Source organism: Bradyrhizobium erythrophlei (assembly GCF_900129425.1).
Classification (GTDB): Bacteria; Pseudomonadota; Alphaproteobacteria; order Rhizobiales; family Xanthobacteraceae; genus Bradyrhizobium; species Bradyrhizobium erythrophlei_C.
Genome location: NZ_LT670817.1, coordinates 6,342,879 through 6,361,539 on the forward strand (window position 1 = coordinate 6,342,879; position 18,661 = coordinate 6,361,539).

Genomic DNA, 18,661 nt, shown 5'->3' on the forward strand with positions numbered 1-18,661 from the left:
CCGCGATCCGCCCACCAAATGGAGTCGCCAGTTCGAGGCGCTCGAACTCAATGCGGAATAGCTGCAGCGCCGGCCCAAGATCCCGACACCGGTCGTCCAAAAGCCGAAATTGCCGGTACCCTTACAAAGAACAAAGGCAAGCCAAAAGCGGCGTTGTCGTAGTGGGTGTCGGGAGATATCGCGAGCATTCCGATGAAGCTGCTTGGGAGGGAACAGTCGTTCGTTTTATGGTGTTTTTCTGCATCGCTTGTATTGAGCAGTTGTGGAGGCACGGGACCCGAGTGTGGTTCTCTGGATGCCCGCAATTCAGTGGTTAAGATCGTTTCGGATGATAACAATAATAAACTTGTGAATTACGCTGTCAAAAATTCCAGTTCGGTCGCGGCATTGGTGAGCGATACGAAATCGGAAGCTGAAAAACTGGCGATTTGGGAAAAAGCGAGACAAAGCGCGGTGTATAGGTTGGACGATACAATACTCATGAATTCAAGAAATAAAGCAGCACAAGAGGTTACCTGCGTCGGGCTATTGTATGTGACCGTTGCCGATGTGACTGCGCAAAAAGAGGTTGAGTTCAAAGTGAAACAGACAGCGGATGGGAAGATCGTCGTTTCAGTCAATCCTTTTTTGTTTTGAGGTTTGCAATTTTGAGTAACGCTTTAGTCAAACGTCTTCGCGCAAGCGGTCATCGACTGATAAGCTTTCCTGCGAAACCCTATCAGCCGCAAACTGACTCCATTTCATGACGTTGCTATCAGTATGAAAACCTATGCAGTTCAAGCTTTGGTTTGCCACGAGCTGCTAATAGGGCCATAAAAGAAATTTCCCATTCCAATCATTTGTAAATGCTGCGCGCCAGATCCAGCATTTCATTCTGCCGCACCGGATCGGAGCCGCCCATCAATTTCACTGCGGCGATAGCCCGCGCCTCCGGCGTGACCTTCTCGAGAACCCCACGACGCACGATGCCAAATCCGTCCTGCGCGAATATCTGCTGAACCTCGTCGGACATCGCGAAATCGATATAGAGGCGCGCGGCGTTCGGATGCGGCGCACCCTTCATGGCCGCAGTCGCATAGAGAACGTAAGGTGCGCCTTCCGCCGGCACGACTGCGCGAACCGGCAAGCCCTTGAGATTCAGAATGTCACTGAGAATGAACGGCGTGTAGATGGCCATTTCTCCCCGCGCGACGCGACGTCCCGCTTCACGCATTTCGCGCGTGAACTGGATGCCCTGTGTCGCCAAAGCCTCGTGATAGGCTTTCCCCAGCTTTTCCTCGGTCACGAAAAACATGACATAGCCGCCCCCGACCGCCCGCATATCGTCGGACAAAATCTTGCCCTTCCACTTCGGATCTGTCAGGTCGCTCCAGCTCTTCGGCTCCTCTCCCGCCGGCACCAGCCGATTGTTGACCAACAGTCCGTAATTGATGGTCATGACGGGCGACTTGAGGCCATCGTCCCGGAACGGCTCCATCAGCCCGGCCGCATTGGGTACCGGCTCATGTGGAACGACGGACTTGTCCTCGGCGCTGAGAATGATGACCTGATTTTCAGAATTGAACATGACGTCGCCGAGGTAGCGCCCGGCGGATTGTTCGGTGCGTATGCGCTCGCGCAATTCACTGGCACGCGCCTCCAGCACTTGCACCGGAATGCCGTATTTCGCTTCGAAGGCCTTGGCAATCGCTTTGGTGGAGGGAGCGCCCAAAAGCGCCGTGTAGAGAACGAGCCCCCCTTCGGCCTTCGCGGCGGCGACGACCTTGTCCCAATCCGCCACCTCGGCGGATGACGGGCCGCTCGCGCATAACATTGCAAAACCGATGGATAAAGCAACGAGCGCCCGCCGCATAACGGCTAGAGACGGCCCGACATGAAGCGCGATCATTATTCCTCCTTTTGAGCTTTTGTTCGTTCAGACGGTCACGACGACATAGTCGTCCTCGACCTGGACCTCGTAGCTTTCGGCGACGTAAGGACCTTTTACCAGTTGATCACCGCTTTGCACGGCGACATCAAAGCTGCGGACCTTGAGCCGGTCCGGCGCGCAATAGGATTGTCCTGTCTTGATTTCGAACTCCCAGCCATGGAACGGACACCGGATGAATTCGCCCTTCCGCGCGATGGCGTATTCGCCAACGCCCTGCGGCTGAACCAGTCCGACCACCGCACCCTTGCAGAGCTCCGCGCCGCCATGCGGACAACGGTTCAGCAAGGCAAAGAATTCACCATTGACGTTGAACACGCCGATCTGGCGTCCGGACACTTCGACAATCTTGTGCGAACCCGGCGGGATCTCCAGGGTTCTCCCCACCACATGACGGTTCATGGCAAGCCGTAAAGTTCCTTGGCATTGCCGCTGAACACCTTCCTTCGCTCCTCGTCGGACAGCTGGATCTTGAAGGCGTAGCGTGGATCGTCAAAATCCCAATGCGGGTAGTCGCTGGAAAACATCAGCCGATCCCAGCCCAGCCAATCGATCACGTCGCGCAATTGCGCCTGCTTGCGCGTCTCCTCCATCGGCTGGGTCGTGAACCATACATTGCGGCGCAGATATTCCGACGGCGGCTTCGGCATGTGCGGCACCTCCGCACGGAACCGCGACCAGTGCTTGTCCATACGCCAGCTTAGAGACGGCGCCCAGGTGAAGCCGCCCTCCACCGAAACCACCTTCAGATTTGGAAAGCGTTCGAATACGCCTTCGAAGATCATGCTGGTTAAAACGCCCTGCATAATGGTCCCGAAGGTGTTGTGCTCCTCCAGGTAATAGGTCGGCCATCCGGCGCCGGCGGACGGATGTCCTCCACCCATCGCCGCTGGGTGAAACGCGACCGGAAGCCCGGCGCGCTCGGCCGCGGCATAGATCGGCCAGTATCGCTTGCGCCCCAGAGGCTCCTGCGCCTTGGGAGAAAGCAAAATCTGCCTGAACCTCGTGTCATGCGCGCGGCGCTCGATTTCTGCGGCAGCGAATTCCGCATCCTCCTGCGGCACGATGATCGCGGCGACCAACCTGCGATCCTGGTCCACCCACCTCTCGACTTGCCAATCGTTGATCGCGGTCGATAATGCCTCCGCGAAATGCTGGTTGCGCTCTTCGAAGATGCCGCGCCCGAGCGCGATCAGCATGCCGAACTCGATTCCGTTCGGATCAAGATGCTGGGTCTGCAGCAGGGAAAGCGAACAACCGGGCGGGCCGCCGTCTTCCGGATAGGCGTCGGCCCGCATGCCACGCGCCATCATGCGCGGATGCGGTTCCTGGTTGTAGAGGCCACCGCGGACATGCGGTCCGATCGCCTCGACATGCTGGCGCCAGCGCGCCGGCAGCCACGGATAAAGATCGACCGCGGATCGCGCGGTAACATGCACGTCGCAATCGACGATGTAGGTGCGGGTCGCGGCAGAGCGCGCGGTAGTGCGTTCAAGGAGGTCCTGGTTCATGTGGAAAGCTCCGATGCAGCGGGGGTTGCGATGTGCGGCTTCTGAAGTCGGCGATAGGTCGCGTAAGGATTGTCGATCGCGATCTTGCGAATGAGTTCCGGCGAAAAGCCGTCGGGAACGACGTCCTCACCGTCGAAATGCCAATGCGGATAATCGGTCGAGAACAGCAATATCTCGTCCGTGCCGAAGTGGTCGAGGACGCGCTCTACGAGCGTTGGATCCGACGGAGCGTCGAAGGGCTGCAGCGTCAGCCGGACGCGCTCGCAGATGATTTCGCGCGGGATGCGATCGATCCAGGGTAATTCGGTGCGCACGCCGAGCCACATCTTGTCCTGCCGCCACAGGAACGGCGGCAGCCATGTCGCGCCGGTTTCAGCCAGCACGAAGGTGAGGTCGGGAAATTTCTGGAATACGCCCTCGGCCAGCAAGCTGACCAACGCGCCCTCGAAGCCGGTGGATTGCGTGACATAATCCTCGACGAAATAAGACGGCCAGCCGCTTCCCATTGGCGCCTGTCGGTAAAGGCCGCCGGCATGCAGGCAAATCGGGAGACCGGCGCGGGTGGCGGCCTCAAAGACCGGCCAATAAATCCTGCGTCCGATCGGCATCTCGCCGAGCGATGGCAACAGGATCTGGACGAAATCGGGATTGCCCGCCAACCGCTCGATCTCGGCGACCGCGAGTTTCGGATCCTGCAACGACACGACGATGGAGCCGCGAAGCCTGCGGTCGGTCGGAAGCAATTCCCTGGCGACCCAGTCGTTGAAAGCACTGAGAATGGCCGACGCCATATCGCCGTTGAACAACACGACGGCGCCATGGATGATGTTGCAGATGGCGTAATCGGTTCCGAAGGCGTCGAGCGCCTGGCTCCGGAGCATCGCCGTGTCCGAGCCGGGCACGCCGCCTTTCGGCTTCCAATCGGGACGGCCGTGGATCGGCAGCAACGGATTGTTGCTCGTCATGGCGAAGCCCATACGATCGACGTACCGGTTGTGAAGCTGATCGCTCCAGTAGTCGTTCATGTAAGGAAGCAGCGCCGGCATCGGAGGCGCGGCGGGATGAATGTCGCAATCGACGGCTCCGCGAAAAGGAAGTTTCATCAGTGGGCCTCCCCTTGATCCACCACGGCCCATGCCGCGCTCTGCGGAACGGCCACGGTTACGTTGTCACCCACGGCATAGCCGCCGAACGCGGGCGCATCGACGTTAAGTCGGCCCTCCTCCGTTTCCACAAAGATCGACCGCGTCGGACCGCGGAAAATCGTGTGTGCGATCCGCCCGGACCAGCGCAGGCCGCCGTCATCGGAACTGGCGACGGCAGGCGCAATGCTGATGTCTTCGGGCCGCACCATCACCGTGACGGCCCTCCCCGCCGCGACCTCGGTCGCGGCCTCGCAGCGCCCGCGCCAACCGCGTCCGACCACGTCGAGCCGTACCTTGCCGCCATCGATGCGCGCGCAAGCCTCTACATTGGCGGTGAGCAGATTCGGGGTACCGAAAAAACCCGCCACCGTCCGGTTAGCGGGGTAACGGTAAATATCCTCTGGCGCCCCAATCTGCTGAATCCGGCCCTGATCCATCACGACCACACGGTCGGAAAGCGCCATCGCTTCCGACTGGTCGTGTGTGACATAGAGCGTGGTCATACCGAGCCGTCGCTGGATCGCGCGAAACTCGTCGCCCATTTGCAGGCGCAGCTTGGCGTCAAGATTGCTCAAGGGCTCGTCGAGCAGAAGTACCTTCGGCTCGAACACCAGCGCGCGTGCGATAGCGACGCGCTGTTGCTGGCCGCCCGACAGCGCCGGCGCGGGGCGCTCGGCGAACCGCTCCATTTCGACCAGGCGCAGCGCCTTCAATACGAGATCGCGGACGTCGGCAGCTGACCGCCGGCGCACGCGCAAGGGATAGGCGACGTTTTCGAACACTGTCATATGCGGCCAGATCGCGTAAGACTGGAACACCATGCCAAGACGGCGTCGCTCCGACGGCACGAAAACGCGCGAGGCTGCATCGCTGACGAGTTCGTTGCCGATACTGATCCGGCCGCCGGTATTCTGCTCGAGGCCCGCCACCATGCGCAACGTCGTGGTCTTGCCGCATCCCGACGGCCCAAGCAGCGTGACGAACTCGCCCTCGCTGACACGCAGGTCGACGTCGCTGACGGCGGCGAAATCGCCGAACCGCCGACTGACCTTTTCAAGGACAACGTTAGACATAAGACTCCTATCCAATTACAGCGCGCCGACCCATTTCCTGATCACGCGCAGTTGCACCCATCTAAAACCAATCACCATAACCATCATAATGAGCCCGATCACGCTCACCTGCTCGGCGCTGCCATTGGCCCAGAGTTTCAGAAGCACCACCGACAGAACCTCAGAACCGACGGAGTAAAGCAGCACGGAAGCGCTGAGTTCGCGCATGATCCCAAAGAACACGAGCACCCAGCCTACTGCAAAAGAAGGCCAGACCAGCGCGATCATGATGCGCTGCATCGTCTGCAGCCAGCTCGCACCATGCACGCGCGAGCACTCTTCGAGATCGAACGACAATTGAGCATACGCGCTCGACATCACCCGAACCGAGAGCGGGGTGCCCAGTGAAATATAGGCAAGCAGAAGCGCCCAGATCGTCCCGTAGATCGGGATGGCATGCGGCAGCATCGCGAAGCCCCACAGGAAACCAACTCCGAGAACGATGCCCGGCATCATCCAGGGCAACCATGCCATCGCATCGATCAGGCTGCGTCCGCGCCACTTGGTCCTGACCGAGATGTACGCAACGATACCGCCGAGCCCCATCGTCAGCGTCGCTCCGACGAAACCCAGAAGCATCGTGTTGCCGAAGCCGCGCCAGAACTCACTGCTGCCGGCCACCTCCTGATAATGTTCGAGCGTCAGCATGTCCCATTGGTAGAAGCCGAAGAACTTGAAAAAGGATCCGATCAGCAGTTGACCTACCGGCAGAACGACTGTGATAAAGAAGAACAGTGCGCAAAACGCGAAGGTTACCCAGCGCCATCTGCCGAGCTTCATCACCGCCGGCGAATAGCCCTTGCCGGTTACCGTCTGGAAGCTGCGCCCGCGCAACACGCCCCATTGCAAAAGGATGATGAGGAACATCAGCGCCATGATCACGAAGCTGATCGCGGTCGCATATTGATATTGCGGCGGCGAGCGCTGGTTGATGGAATCGTAAATATCAGTCGTGATGACGTGAATGCCGGCCGGCGAGCCGAAGAACAGAGGCGATTCGAAATTCTCGATGCCGCGGATGAAACTGAGGATCGCGGCACCGGTGAGCGCCGGCAGCATCAGCTTCAATGTGACGGTGCAGAATGTCCGCAGGCGCGTCGCCCCGCACATCCGGGCCGCTTCCTCGAGGCTTGGATCCATCGCGCGAAACGCATCGACGATCAGCAAAAACAGGAACGGCACGGAGTATTGCATCATGTGCCAGATCACGCCGCCGTAGGAATAGACGTTGATTGGCGAACCCATGGATCCCGTGATCCACTGGTAGACCTGGTTGAGAAGCCCAACCTGCGGATTGCCCAACATGCCCCAAGCCATCGCGGTGAGGATCGGCGGGATAAAGAACGGCAGCGTCACCAGCACTTCGAGCGTTCCGCGAAACGGGGTATCCGTCCTCGCGAGAATCCAGGCAAGCAATACCGCGATGATTACCGACGGGATGGTCTTAGCCAGCGATATGCCGATGGTATTGAGAAGGATAAGCAGACTCTGCTGCGAAACGATGTCCCGATAGCCGTCGAGATTGAACACGCCGACGACGCCAGGAGGCGTCGAATGCAGACTGCCATAGAGCAGCATCGACAGCGGGTAGACCGTCAGGAACGCCAGCAAAAGGGCCAGCAGCGTCAGGCCAACGATGCGGCCAGCCGGCGTCGCGCGCAGCCATCGCCAAGCGCCGGAACTGCTCGGTGACGGCGTCGTCACGATACCCGATACGCGATCGTCGGCCGAAAGAGTCATCGAGCGAGCCGCCTCACGGATAGAGCTTCTTGGCCAGCGCCATCATGTCCGCGCGCTCGGAAAGTTTGGCCGGGCCGATCAGTTTGGCGTTGGCATAGGGCTGGGCGTCCGGATCGGCGCGTTCGGCCGCGCCCTGCACGACCGGAAGCATCCAGGCATTGGCGTAAAGTGCCTGCGAATCGACACTCAGGAAATGTTGCATGAAGAGCCGCGCGGCATTCGGATGCGGTGCGCCCTTCAGCATCGCCATATCCATCTGCGCGTAAGGCGCCCCCTCCTTCGGCACCACGACCTTGACCGGCAGGCCCTTGAGATCGGAGGCAAAGGCGAAAACTTGCGAAATATAAATCGGGTATTCGCCCCGCGCGACGCGGCGGGCATCATTGCGCATGTCGCGGCTAAACACAGGCTTTTGCTCGGCCAACTTTTCGTTGAAATCAGCACCCATGCTCTTTTGCAGAATCGCGAACAGGGTGTTGCCACTGCCGAGCGGACGCATGTCATCCGACAGCAGCTTGCCCTTCCATTTCGGCGCGTTCAGGTCGTTCCAACTGGTCGGAACGTCGTCACCCCTGACGAGCCTGGTGTTGATCAGGATGCCCATCGGCTGAACATAGGCGGGCACGCTGAAGTCGGTGGTCTTGAACGGCGGACGAAGGTTGGCGGCATTGGGGATCGGCGGCAGCTTCTGAATGAAGTCGCCATTCTTGAGCTGCTCTTCGATCATAGTCGTGGTGACCATTTCGGCGTCACCGAGATAGCGTCCGGCCGATTGTTCGGTCCGGATGCGCTCGACCAGTTCGCTGGCGCGCAAATCGAGGCTCTCGACGGGGATCCCGTAAGTCGTCGCGAATGACTTGATAACCGCCTGGAAGTAAGGCGCGCCCAGCGCCATATTGTAGACGACGACCTTGCCCTCCTGTTTGGCCGCAGCGACAACCGCGTCCCAGGATGCATCTTGCCCCGACGCGGGAACGGCGGCACCGGCCAACAAGGCGACTACGGCAAGTCTTTTCAAATTCAGCACCAAGATTGCGTCCTCGCCTCTTTTTATTGTTATGCCGATCGAGCGCTCGATCAGATCTCAGACTTCGATCACCACGTACTGCTTCTCGATCGAAACCGGGAAGGTTTCTGCTTGCAACTCGCCTTCGACCAACGCCCCGCCGGATTCCACTTTCAGCTCGAAGCTGCGAACTTTGGTGCGATCCGGTTCGCACCATGATTTTCCCGTTCTTAGATCGAATTCCCATCCATGCCATGGACAGCGCAACAATTCGCCGCGGCGGCTGAACTGGTAAGACCCCGGCTCGCTGGATTCCACCAGACCGACCATGCGGCCCTTGCACAAGGATGCGCCTTCGTGCGGGCAGCGGTTACCGACTGCAAAATACTCACCGTTGACGTTGAAGATTCCGATCTCCCGGCCTTTCACGTTCACCAGTTTTCGCTTGCCGGGTGGAATGTCATCGATGGTTGCCACGATGTGCCGAGCCATCAGCGGAATCCATAAAACGCCTGTGCGTTTCGATAGAGAAGCTGGTCGCGCTGCGTCTCGCTGAGAGGCGCCTTGAAGGCGTATCTCGGATCGTCGAAATCCCAATGCGGATAATCGGTCGAAAACAGCAGACGATCCCAGCCGATTCGATCGAACAGATCGATCAAATGGGCGGCACGGCCTGGCTCTTCCATCGGCTGGGTGGTGAACCAGACCTGCTCACGGATATATTCGGAAGGCCGCCGCTTCAGATAGGGAACTTCGCTGCGCAGCCGCGACCAGTGCTTGTCCATTCGCGCCGTCAACGATGGAATCCAGCCAAGGCCGCCTTCCATAATCACAACGCGAAGCTTCGGGAACCGCTCGAACACACCCTCGAACACCAGACTTGTCAGAACCGCTTGCATGGTCTGCGCCACCGCATGGTGCTCTTCCATATAATAAGACGGCCATCCGCCGCCGGTGGACGGATGCCCGTTGGTGCCGCCGACATGGACCGCGATCGGCAAGTCGTTACGCACGGCCGCCTCGAAAATCGGCCAGTAGCGGCGCCGGCCAAGCGGCTCATCGGTCCGCGGCAAAACCAGGATCTGCGTGAAACTTGGATCGCTTGCCCGCGTATCGATTTCCGCGACCGAAGCAGGAGTGTCTTCTTGCGCAACGAGAATGGAAGCACGCAACCGCGGTTCGTTCTTGACCCACCGCTCGACCTGCCAACTGTTCATGGCCTGGGTCAGCGCCACGCCGAAATCCAGATTTCGTTGGCTGCCGGGATTCCACCGCAAGGGAATCAGCATTCCGATTTCGATGCCGTTGGCATCGAGATGCTGCGTCCGCATCAACTCCAGGCTGGAACCAGGAGGACCACCTTCGTCGGGATAGGCATCCACCCGCGCCGCGTCCGGCGACATCCGCGGATGGGTCAGCGCCTCGGAAAAGGCATGGCGCAAATGGCTGCCATAGATCGAGAGATGCTCGATCCATTGCCTGGCCAGATAAGGGTGAACTTCGGTCCACGACGTCATCGCGGGATGAATGTCGCAATCGATCACCCGCAATTTTGATTCGGCGGCACTGCCTCGCTCAAGCTCGATGATGCTCATACGCTGATCTCCATCGTACGGTCGGCCTTCGCCAACCGCGGGTAAGTCGCGAGCGCATTTTTGCTGGTGATTTTGTCGAACAACGCACCGGATAGTCCGTCCGGCAACACGCGATCGCCGTCGAACTGCCAATGCGGATAGTCCGTCGAGAACAGAAACAGCTCATCGGAATTAAGGTGCTCGATCAGCCGCAGGATCGCTTCCGCCTCATCCGGCGCATCGACCGGCTGAACCGTGAAGCGCACATGATCACGCACGATTTCCGACGGTGCGCGCGTCACCCAGGGAACCTCGGCCCGAACGCCCTTCCAGGTCTTGTCCGCGCGCCAGATAAAGCCGCTCAACCAGGTCAGTCCCGACTCGATGGCGACTACCTTGAGTCCGGGGAACTTGGCGAACACGCCTTCGGAGATCATGCTCTGCAATTGATTTTCGAACGCGGCGGACTGCGACACGTAGTCCTCGACATAATAAGATGGCCATCCCGCAGCGGTCGGCGCATAGCGATACGCGCTGCCGGCGTGAACGCCGATCGGTAGGCCCAGCTGTTCCGCCAGGCGATAGATTGGCCAGAGCTGCCGGCGTCCGAGCGTGACCTCGCCGGACACCAGCATCAACACCTGCACGAAGCGCATGTCGTCGGCGCGTCGTTCGATTTCGGCAACCGCAAGCTCGGTATTATGTGTCGTGATCACGATCGACGCGCGCAGGCGAGGATCCCGGCTGAGCCAATGATCACGGATCCAATCGTTGGTGGCGCGGCAGAGTACGGCGGCCATGTCTTCGCTGTGCATGACCTGGGCACCGTACAGGCAGTTGAGAATGCCAAACCGCGGCTGGTAACGATCCAGCACATGCGCTTGCATCGCCTCCAGCGACGATCCCGGCTTTTGGTCGCGGTCGAGCTTCCAGTCCGGGCGGCACGACAGCGGCGCGTTTTGGGGATAGCTCGTAAGGCTTAGATTGAGACGATCGAGCGCGCGAATCGAGCACATTTCGCGCCAGTAATCGTCGAGATACGGCAACAGCACACTCATCCCGGGCAATGCTGGATGCAGATCACAGTCAATCGCGCCGGAATAGTTGGCCGGACGGTCGGCATCGTTCGCTGGACGGTCTCCTGCCATGGACTTTTCTGCGTTGTGGGTTTGGCGCTTTGGCCAGATTGGACTTATGTTGACGGATCAATAAATGACATGTCAAGCTATTTGACTTGAGGGGCCAGAAATCGACCTGGTGAGGGTTCCGAAGCTTGCGAGGAGACATTTTGAATGCCCGCCACCACCAAGCCCTCTGGGATCAACGATGTGTCCCCGAGAACACCGCGGATCGGCGGAATACTCGGCGAGGAACACATCGCAGTCCTGTTATCCAGTGTCGGCACCCGGCTCAATCGAGGCGCCACCGCTTATTACCGCACGGCGTGGAATCTGAGCATGGTAGAGTGGCGCCTGCTGATCGTGCTCAAGGATACCGAATTCCTCAATGTGGGCGAATTGTCCGAGGCGGCGGACCTCGACAAGGCGGCTGTCAGTCGAAGTCTCGCTTTGCTTGAAGAACGAAATCTCGTTTTTGTCGAGCAGACGAGGACGCGGGGTCGCGCCGCGATCGCGAAGTTGACAGTCGAGGGACGTGAGCTCTCCGAAAAGCTATTGCGGGTTTCGCTCGAACGCGAGGCGCTGCTGTTCAAATACTTTACTCCCGCCGACAAAGAACACCTGAACGTACTTCTTCGTCAGCTGGCGCGTGCCTTGGCGGGCCCGGACTGGGACTATTAGTCAAGCGACCTGTCGACCCCAGAGCGGAGGGAGCGTCTTTCCAAAGCCTGGCGAGCCTCAGATGCGTTTGGAGTTATCAGTCGCAAATGATCCGCTGGTCTGCACATGAATGACCGCTTTGCGCCATAAGCGGGTCTTCGTCATCGCCCGTCTGGCAGGGGCTTTCAAGGTGTTGCTACCCGGCTGTCGTAGTGAGCGACGACATTTCGACCGAGGTATGCACAAAGCCGCCAGCGTCGGACAGTCGTCCCGTTCCGATATATTCGCCGACGCTCGTCCACGTGAAATACTTTCGATGCCAGTCGATCGATGTTATTCGCACATCGGAAAATTCGAGAAATTTCCGCGTCAGCGGAAAGAGACACTTGAAGACAGACTCCTTTGCGGAAAACACCAATGTGCAGAATTCGCAAAAGCTGCGACCATGGGCCGCTTTGAACAGAGTCGCCTCATCGACCATACAGATGTCGGCGATGTCGGCCGTCATCGCAGGATCGATGATCTGTTCCGAATCGATGCCAAGCGCGGCGACGTCAGCCGCCCATGCCACCGCGGCAGCGGCAAAGTCGCCAGTATGAGTGATTGAGCCGACCACACCGTCGGGCCAGATCGGCGCGCGGTCCTCGGCCATGGCTACGTGAGTTGAACCGGCGCCCAGACACTGAAGCGCTTGCTTCGCACACCATCGACCGGCGAGAAATTCTCGCTGGCGATTCTGAGTTGCGTGCCGGAGAGCTTGTGGCAAACGCGATCGCGTTTCGGCATTCAGCGGAAGCGCGAAGGCAGCATCGGTGTAGTCGAGCGAACGATAGAAAACGCGCTGCGAAAGCCGATGTCGGCTTGGCGGCGCCGCTCGAGCCTCGCAGGCTATCCGCCGGTTCATGACGGGTCAGCGATGATGAATGCGGTGCCGAGGGTCACGTGATCAGGCCGGCTCATTGCCGTCCAGCTCATTTCGCCTCTTCAGTCCGATAAGGCGCGAAAGCTTGCTGCTCCAGATGCGGCCGACGTCGTCCATGATCGTAAAGGCTGCCGGCACGAAGACAAGGCTGAGAAAGGTCGAGGCGAGCAGCCCGCCAATCAACGCGATCGCCATGGGGGAACGGAACGCACCGCCTTCGCCGATTCCCAATGCCGAAGGAACCATGCCTGCAGTCATGGCCGCTGTGGTCATGATCACGGGTTGAACGCGCTTGCGGCCGGCTTCGATCAATGCCTGCGTGCGGCTGACACCGCTCGCCATTTCCGCGATTGCGAAGTCCACGAGCAGGATCGCGTTCTTGGTCACGATTCCCATCAGCATGAGAAAGCCGATAATCACCGAAAGGTTGATTGCATTGCCGGTCAGAAGCAGCGCAAGGAACGCTCCGCCGATCGAAAGCGGCATGGAGAAGATGATGGTGATCGGCTGCATCGCGTCGGCGAACAGAAGAACGAGAACGGCGAGCACCATCAGCACGCCTGCAGCGATCGCGCGCGAGAAGCTCGAAAAGACTTCTTCCATGATTTCTGAATCGCCGAACCTTGTGATCGTCACACCAGCGGGCAGGTTTCGTGCCGAGGGCAGCGCCATCACCTGCTCGATCGCCTCGCCGAGCGGGGTGCTTCCGACAAGGTCGGCCTCGATCGCCACGCGACGCCTGCGATCGTAGCGTTCTATGGTCGTCGGTCCCTCGCCGAAACCGGTATCGGCGACCGTCGCCAATGGTACCGTTGTGCCGTTCTTAGCCTTGATGCGCAGCATGTCGAGAGTCGATAAATCGTCCCGCGCCCGCTCGTCGAGTTGCACGCGGATTGGCACTTGGCGATCGATGGCCGAGAACTTCGCCAGATGCGCAGATACATCGCCGATCGTCGCAATCCGTGCCGCTTCGGCAATCTGCGCCCCTGAGATCCCGAGATCGGCAGCCTCCTCAAGCCTCGGCTCGATGCGAATCTCCGGCCGGTCGAGTGCCGCGGTCGAGACCACATTCGCGAGAACGGACACCTGCTGCCGGGCCTCCCGCTCCAGCGCGAGCGCCGCTTGCTCGAGCGCGGCGCCAGGGGGCCCGGAAAGGATCAGCGTGAATTCGCGTCCGCCGCCGCCGTTGCCGAAGCTGTAGCGGATATCCGGGATCGCGCCGAGCACAGCGCGCATGTCGCGCTCGAATGCCTTCTGGTCGTGCGACCGTTCGCTGCGGGCGACGAGGTCTATGACGATAGTGGCCTTGCGTACTTCACCGGCAGTGACGCTCAGCCCGTTGGTACCGGCGGCGCCGCCGACCGCATAGACGTTCCTGACTTCGGGCCGCTCCTTGAGCAGCGCAGTAATGCGGTCCGCGGTCGCCGCGGTATCCGCGATCGTCGAGCCCGGTGGCAGCTCGAACAGGAGAACCGAACGCGACAGATCATTGGTCGGCAGGAAGCCATACGGCAAAGACCCTGCGATCATGATCGATCCCACGAAGATCAGCGCCCCGAGCGCGAGCGTGACGAATCGGTTGCGAAGCGACCACTCGAGCAGGCGCAGATAGCGCCCCATGATGATGCCGTGGCCTTCGACGCGGCGCTGACGGTCGCGCAGGAAATATGCCGCGAGCAGCGGCGTTATGAGTCTCGCGACCAGCAGAGAGAATGTGACTGCGATGGCGACCGTGAGACCGAATTGCTTGAAATATTGGCCAGCGATGCCGCCCATGAAGCTGACCGGCATGAACATGGCGACGATGGTCATGGTCGTCGCGACTACCGCGAGCCCGATCTCGTCCGCGGCCTCGAGTGAGGCCCGATAGGCCGATTTGCCCATACGAATGTGCCGGACGATGTTCTCGATCTCCACAATGGCATCATCGACCAGGATGCCGGTGACGAGCGTGATCGCAAGCAGACTGACGGCGTTCAGCGAAAACCCGAGGATGTCCATCGCCCAGAAGGTAGGAAGAATTGACAGCGGTATCGCGAGCACGGAAATCGCCGTCGCTCGGAAATCGCGCAAAAAAATCAGCACAACGACGACCGCGAGGATTGCGCCTTCGGTCAACGTCTGCATGGTGGCGCGATAATCGGTCTTGGTATAGCGCACCGTGCTGTCGATCTCGGAAATCGACAATTCGGGATGCGCCTTGGCGAGTTCCTGCAACTTCTTGGAAACGGCCTCCGCGACAGCCACATCGGAGAAGCCTTTTGCACGGTAGATACCAAAGGTGACGACCGGTTGCCCGTCGAGGCTGGCGAAGCTGCGTGCTTCCGCCGCGCCATCGGTGACCGTGGCAATCTCATTCAACTTGGTCTTTCGAGCGCCCGGCAGTACGATCGTGCGATTGGCTAGTTCCTCGACCGTCTCGGCGCCCGCGAGCATCCGTATGGTTTGCTCTCGCGAGCCCACTTCGCCGCGCCCGCCTGTGAGATCGACATTCGTGGCTCGCAGCTGTTCATTCACGTCCGGCGCGGTGATTCCGAGCGCCATCAGCCGGTCGGGCAGGAGCGACACCCGGATTTCACGGTCGACGCCACCCGCGCGCTTGACCTGCGCGACGCCGCGAACGCCCTCCAGCGCTCCCGCGATGACGTCATCGACGAACCAGGACACCTGCTCGGCCGTCCTCGAGGGAATCGACACCGCATAGGTGACGATGGCCATCCCTTCGACGTCGACCCGCTGTATCGACGGTTCTTCGATACTCTGCGGCAGCTCCGACCGGATGTTCGCCATCGCGTTGCGGACGTCATTCACCGCACGATCGGCCGGCGTCTCCAACTGAAACTCGACCGTCGTGATGGACACCCCATCAGAGATGCTCGACGTTATGTGCTTGACCCCAACGACCCCGGCCGCCGCGTTCTCGACGTTTTTCGTGACCTGCGTTTCCAACTCGCTCGGCGCAGCACCCGTCTGAGCGACGGTGATGGTGACGATGGGAATGTCGATGTTGGGCATCTGCGTGATCGGCAGGGTCTTCAGGCTGACCGCGCCGAGCACGATCAGGACGACAAAGAGCACCAACGGTGGAATGGGCTTGCGAATCGACCAGGCAGAGATGTTGAGGGCCATATCAACCTCCTTCCGCGGCTCTCGCGTCATTGCGGACGGGCATGATCCGTTCGCCTGGCCTGGTGAAGGCTGCGGCACGAGCGACGACCTCCTGGCCTTCAATCAGTCCGTTCAGGATTTCGACACGGGCGCCGCGTTTGAGGCCGGTTTCGACGTTGCGGATTTCGACGACATTGTTCGTCGCAACCTGGACATAGGGACCATCCTTGCCGAAGAGGACGGCCGACAACGGCACGGTGACGGCTAGTCGCCTGCCAAGTGTAATGTTACCGCGGGCAAAAGTGCCGGCCTTCAGCGCCGGATGGTGCGGAAGCGCGACCGCGACCCGGCCGAGCCGGCTAGTTTTGTCTACGGTCGGATCGACCAGCCGCACACAGCCGTCGATGGCCTCGCTGACGCCGGGCAGCCAGACCTCGACGTCTTGGCCTGGCACGATCTGCGGGAGCGCCGTTTCCGGAACCTCGGCGTCGAATTCGATTTCAGTGTTGCGGACCAGCCGGAACAGAGGCTCGCCCGCCGTGGTGGCTACTGCGCCCAGGCGGGCAGCGCGATGCGAGATAGTCCCGGCGGTCGGCGCCTTGAGTTCGGTTCGTGCGATTTTCAGATTGATCTCGCTCCGTTGCGCCTCCGCAAACGCTTCTTCAGCTTTGGCCATGCGCAAATTCTCCTCCGCAGCGGTGGCTTTCGAGGTGGCGACCTTGGCCTCGGTCTGACGCGCCAGGAGTTGCACCGGGGAGGTCGTGCCGGAGGCGACCAATGTTTGCGCGCGTTTCAGCGCGTCCGCCGCTTCTGCTTCGTTAGCCTGTGTCTCCGCGATCGACGCCTCCATCTGCGCGATCGACGCCTGGGCTATCGCGATCATCGAAGTGTTTTGCGCGAGCTGAGTCCGGAGCATAGCGCCGTCGAGCCGGGCGAGCACCTGGCCTTGCTCGACACGATCGCCGACATCGGCGAGGATCTCGATAATGCGTAGCCCGTCGACCTCCGCGCCGACGACAGTCTCCTCTCGGGCCACAAGGGATCCGGTGACCGTAAGCGTCTCGGTTATTGAATGCCGTTCGGCTCGGGCGAGCGTCGTGGCCATCGGTGCGGCGTCCCCGGCCGGGTTCGTTTCCCGCCTTGGGTCCGGGAGTGGCGCTGCAACCGCCTCGATATGCGGACGCTCCACGCCGATCACGGCGAAGATATAAACGCAGACTGTGACGACGAGTACTAGGAGGGCGATGCCAGCAGACCTCAACGACGTCTTTTTCACCCCATCGCCTTCCTTTGGATCCGCCCCAGCCGGGCGGCATGGCATCCGAACATGACAGCCGGCGTCATCATCAACGATCGCAGGCTTTCCGCATCAAGCACGATGGAGACCATTGAAGCATCGGGACGGATCAAATCGTCCTCGACATCTCACGTATCAGAGCGGTGTCCATGCCGACGGCTTGGCGGCTTGTACCCTCCCTCGGAGCGCCGACAGAGCCGAGCCCACGGCGTATACTTTCGTGAGAACTCGCCGCCGTGCCGTCGGCCGCTAGGCCTTCGACCAGTTCCGCAATCTCGTCACGCGCGTTGTGGCGAACGAATGCGGCGCGCAGCGCCAGCGCGCGCTGTCGATATTGGGGCTTGGTGAGTACGGCGCGGACCGCCTCGCGAATCTGCGAGGCCGTCGGCCGGCCGGTGCCGAGATTGATGCCAGCGCCCGCCCACGCGACCCGCGCCGCTATTTCCGGTTTTTCCTCACTATCCCCGGCAACGACCAACGGCACACCGAGACTGAGCGCGTGGTTGACGGCGCCATAGCCGCCATTGGTCACCATGACACTCACTTTCGGAAGCAGGCGATCGAACGGCAAAAATGTCGTCACCTTGGCATTGCGCGGCAACGCCGCGGGGATCGATTCGACCGGTGGGCCGCCGGTGCTTGCGATCACCGTCAGATCCTCGTTCGCCAGCGCCGTCAGAGTAGGTCCGACCAGTCGCCCAAGGTCGTCGTTTGCGAGGGTGCCCTGGGTGACGAGCACGATCGGACCGGCTTTGTCGAGATCGTCCCACCACCGCGGCGGGCAAAAGTCGCTGGACGGCGGCGGCAGCAACGGTCCGACAAAGCGGATGCTGTCGGGCATTTTGCTGCGCGGATATTCGAATTCCTTGGCCGTGAGCTGCAAATACAGATCAGGCAGCGTAATCATGGCGTCGAAAAGAAATGCCGGCAGGGGGCGCGAGCCGTGCTTCGCGAGGACGTCGTTGAAGTATCGCTGCGCGGAGCCGAAGATCGTTTGTTGCAGATGGCTGGTCATTGCGGCATTGCGCGCGCGATCCGCCGCCGCCCATGTTGGCGCAAGCGCCGTTCCGAAGAACGCGGTGTCCGCGCTCGACAGGGCAAGCGCCGTGATCCCGAGCGCAACGATCGGGACTCTTTTCTCCGGTGGTCCGAGCAAGAGCGGAAAGGTCCCGCAGAACATCGTATCGGTTATAATCGCATCCACTGGAAAATCGCGGCGGATGTCGCGTATCCCGGCGCTCTGATGCGGTATTGCATCGGCAAAGACGTGCTTCAATCCGAAGCACAACTGGCCGGGGCCAGACGTGATCTTGCGGCGCTCGGGAAAGCGTTCGTCGAGTTGCCGATAGTCGATGTCGATTTCCGGGCGGAACGCGACAAATTGCGCGCCGGTGGCCTCCGCTCGCTCCCGGAATAGTCTCCCGCTATACACGACGACCTCGTGACCGCGACCAACGAGGTGTTGGGAAACTGCCAATAAGGGGAAGACGTGACCGGGTACCGCGGTAGCGGCAATGAGAAACCGTGCCATGATGTGCTCT

Annotated in this window: 16 protein-coding genes; 2 read left to right on the plus strand and 14 right to left on the minus strand. The window is 60.4% G+C overall.

Annotation, left to right across the window (positions count from 1 at the left end; genetic code table 11):
- Positions 1-192: 192 nt before the first annotated feature.
- A complete protein-coding gene (locus tag B5527_RS30415) occupies positions 193-636 on the plus strand; it encodes a hypothetical protein (protein WP_154072617.1) in 444 nt (147 codons plus the stop codon).
- A gap of 199 nt (positions 637-835) precedes the next feature.
- Here B5527_RS30415 and B5527_RS30420 read toward each other — a convergent pair whose 3' ends face one another.
- From B5527_RS30420 to B5527_RS30465, 10 genes are read right to left on the minus strand one after another with little or no spacing between them, the layout of a single operon-like run.
- On the minus strand, positions 836-1,888 hold the full coding sequence (locus B5527_RS30420) for an extracellular solute-binding protein (protein ID WP_079604803.1): 1,053 nt from the start codon (positions 1,886-1,888) through the stop codon (positions 836-838).
- Positions 1,889-1,915: 27 nt separating this feature from the next.
- Positions 1,916-2,329: a Rieske (2Fe-2S) protein gene (locus B5527_RS30425; RefSeq protein ID WP_079604804.1), complete on the minus strand. Its 414-nt coding sequence runs from the start codon at positions 2,327-2,329 to the stop codon at positions 1,916-1,918.
- Positions 2,326-3,438: an amidohydrolase family protein gene (locus B5527_RS30430; RefSeq protein WP_079604805.1), complete on the minus strand. Its 1,113-nt coding sequence runs from the start codon at positions 3,436-3,438 to the stop codon at positions 2,326-2,328. The genes B5527_RS30425 and B5527_RS30430 overlap by 4 nt, the downstream gene beginning before the upstream one ends.
- The gene (locus B5527_RS30435) at positions 3,435-4,541 is read right to left on the minus strand and encodes an amidohydrolase family protein (RefSeq protein ID WP_079604806.1); all 1,107 of its coding nucleotides are present in this window, start codon (positions 4,539-4,541) and stop codon (positions 3,435-3,437) included. Before B5527_RS30435 ends, B5527_RS30430 begins: the two co-directional genes overlap by 4 nt.
- Positions 4,541-5,656 (minus strand): ABC transporter ATP-binding protein, encoded by a 1,116-nt coding sequence (locus tag B5527_RS30440; RefSeq protein WP_079604807.1) that lies wholly within the window; start codon positions 5,654-5,656, stop codon positions 4,541-4,543. The genes B5527_RS30435 and B5527_RS30440 overlap by 1 nt, the downstream gene beginning before the upstream one ends.
- A 15-nt stretch (positions 5,657-5,671) precedes the next feature.
- Positions 5,672-7,435, minus strand: a complete 1,764-nt coding sequence (locus B5527_RS30445; protein ID WP_079604808.1) for an ABC transporter permease — start codon at positions 7,433-7,435, stop codon at positions 5,672-5,674.
- A 13-nt stretch (positions 7,436-7,448) separates the two neighbouring features.
- The gene (locus B5527_RS30450) at positions 7,449-8,462 is read right to left on the minus strand and encodes an ABC transporter substrate-binding protein (RefSeq protein WP_245332325.1); all 1,014 of its coding nucleotides are present in this window, start codon (positions 8,460-8,462) and stop codon (positions 7,449-7,451) included.
- Between the two features lie 57 nt (positions 8,463-8,519).
- Positions 8,520-8,933, minus strand: a complete 414-nt coding sequence (locus B5527_RS30455; protein ID WP_079604809.1) for a Rieske (2Fe-2S) protein — start codon at positions 8,931-8,933, stop codon at positions 8,520-8,522.
- The gene (locus tag B5527_RS30460; protein WP_079604810.1) at positions 8,933-10,036 is read right to left on the minus strand and encodes an amidohydrolase family protein; all 1,104 of its coding nucleotides are present in this window, start codon (positions 10,034-10,036) and stop codon (positions 8,933-8,935) included. The genes B5527_RS30455 and B5527_RS30460 overlap by 1 nt, the downstream gene beginning before the upstream one ends.
- On the minus strand, positions 10,033-11,163 hold the full coding sequence (locus B5527_RS30465) for an amidohydrolase family protein (RefSeq protein WP_079604811.1): 1,131 nt from the start codon (positions 11,161-11,163) through the stop codon (positions 10,033-10,035). The genes B5527_RS30460 and B5527_RS30465 overlap by 4 nt, the downstream gene beginning before the upstream one ends.
- 144 nt (positions 11,164-11,307) lie before the next feature.
- Between B5527_RS30465 and B5527_RS30470 the strand changes: the two genes are divergently transcribed.
- Positions 11,308-11,814, plus strand: a complete 507-nt coding sequence (locus B5527_RS30470; protein WP_079604812.1) for a MarR family winged helix-turn-helix transcriptional regulator — start codon at positions 11,308-11,310, stop codon at positions 11,812-11,814.
- 175 nt (positions 11,815-11,989) lie between these two features.
- On the opposite strand, the gene B5527_RS30475 is transcribed toward B5527_RS30470, so the two are convergent.
- The 4 genes from B5527_RS30475 to B5527_RS30490 all read right to left on the minus strand — a co-directional run bounded on the left by B5527_RS30475 (position 11,990) and on the right by B5527_RS30490 (position 18,651).
- Positions 11,990-12,697: a 4'-phosphopantetheinyl transferase family protein gene (locus B5527_RS30475; RefSeq protein WP_079604813.1), complete on the minus strand. Its 708-nt coding sequence runs from the start codon at positions 12,695-12,697 to the stop codon at positions 11,990-11,992.
- Between the two features lie 42 nt (positions 12,698-12,739).
- Complete coding sequence (locus B5527_RS30480) at positions 12,740-15,844, minus strand: efflux RND transporter permease subunit (RefSeq protein ID WP_079604814.1); 3,105 nt, start codon at positions 15,842-15,844, stop codon at positions 12,740-12,742.
- A gap of 1 nt (position 15,845) precedes the next feature.
- Complete coding sequence (locus tag B5527_RS30485) at positions 15,846-17,099, minus strand: efflux RND transporter periplasmic adaptor subunit (RefSeq protein WP_172842711.1); 1,254 nt, start codon at positions 17,097-17,099, stop codon at positions 15,846-15,848.
- A gap of 130 nt (positions 17,100-17,229) precedes the next feature.
- Positions 17,230-18,651, minus strand: coding sequence for a glycosyltransferase (locus tag B5527_RS30490; protein WP_079604816.1), 1,422 nt, complete (start codon positions 18,649-18,651; stop codon positions 17,230-17,232).
- Between the last annotated feature and the right edge of the window lie 10 nt (positions 18,652-18,661).

What these genes read in the sequence shown, in the direction of transcription:
- B5527_RS30415 (WP_154072617.1), top strand. Translation starts at nt 193, where the DNA reads ATGAAGCTGCTTGGGAGGGAACAGTCGTTCGTTTTATGGTGTTTTTCT.
- B5527_RS30420 (WP_079604803.1), bottom strand. Translation starts at nt 1,888, where the DNA reads ATGATCGCGCTTCATGTCGGGCCGTCTCTAGCCGTTATGCGGCGGGCG.
- B5527_RS30425 (WP_079604804.1), bottom strand. Translation starts at nt 2,329, where the DNA reads ATGAACCGTCATGTGGTGGGGAGAACCCTGGAGATCCCGCCGGGTTCG.
- B5527_RS30430 (WP_079604805.1), bottom strand. Translation starts at nt 3,438, where the DNA reads ATGAACCAGGACCTCCTTGAACGCACTACCGCGCGCTCTGCCGCGACC.
- B5527_RS30435 (WP_079604806.1), bottom strand. Translation starts at nt 4,541, where the DNA reads ATGAAACTTCCTTTTCGCGGAGCCGTCGATTGCGACATTCATCCCGCC.
- B5527_RS30440 (WP_079604807.1), bottom strand. Translation starts at nt 5,656, where the DNA reads ATGTCTAACGTTGTCCTTGAAAAGGTCAGTCGGCGGTTCGGCGATTTC.
- B5527_RS30445 (WP_079604808.1), bottom strand. Translation starts at nt 7,435, where the DNA reads ATGACTCTTTCGGCCGACGATCGCGTATCGGGTATCGTGACGACGCCG.
- B5527_RS30455 (WP_079604809.1), bottom strand. Translation starts at nt 8,933, where the DNA reads ATGGCTCGGCACATCGTGGCAACCATCGATGACATTCCACCCGGCAAG.
- B5527_RS30460 (WP_079604810.1), bottom strand. Translation starts at nt 10,036, where the DNA reads ATGAGCATCATCGAGCTTGAGCGAGGCAGTGCCGCCGAATCAAAATTG.
- B5527_RS30465 (WP_079604811.1), bottom strand. Translation starts at nt 11,163, where the DNA reads ATGGCAGGAGACCGTCCAGCGAACGATGCCGACCGTCCGGCCAACTAT.
- B5527_RS30470 (WP_079604812.1), top strand. Translation starts at nt 11,308, where the DNA reads ATGCCCGCCACCACCAAGCCCTCTGGGATCAACGATGTGTCCCCGAGA.
- B5527_RS30475 (WP_079604813.1), bottom strand. Translation starts at nt 12,697, where the DNA reads ATGAACCGGCGGATAGCCTGCGAGGCTCGAGCGGCGCCGCCAAGCCGA.
- B5527_RS30480 (WP_079604814.1), bottom strand. Translation starts at nt 15,844, where the DNA reads ATGGCCCTCAACATCTCTGCCTGGTCGATTCGCAAGCCCATTCCACCG.
- B5527_RS30490 (WP_079604816.1), bottom strand. Translation starts at nt 18,651, where the DNA reads ATGGCACGGTTTCTCATTGCCGCTACCGCGGTACCCGGTCACGTCTTC.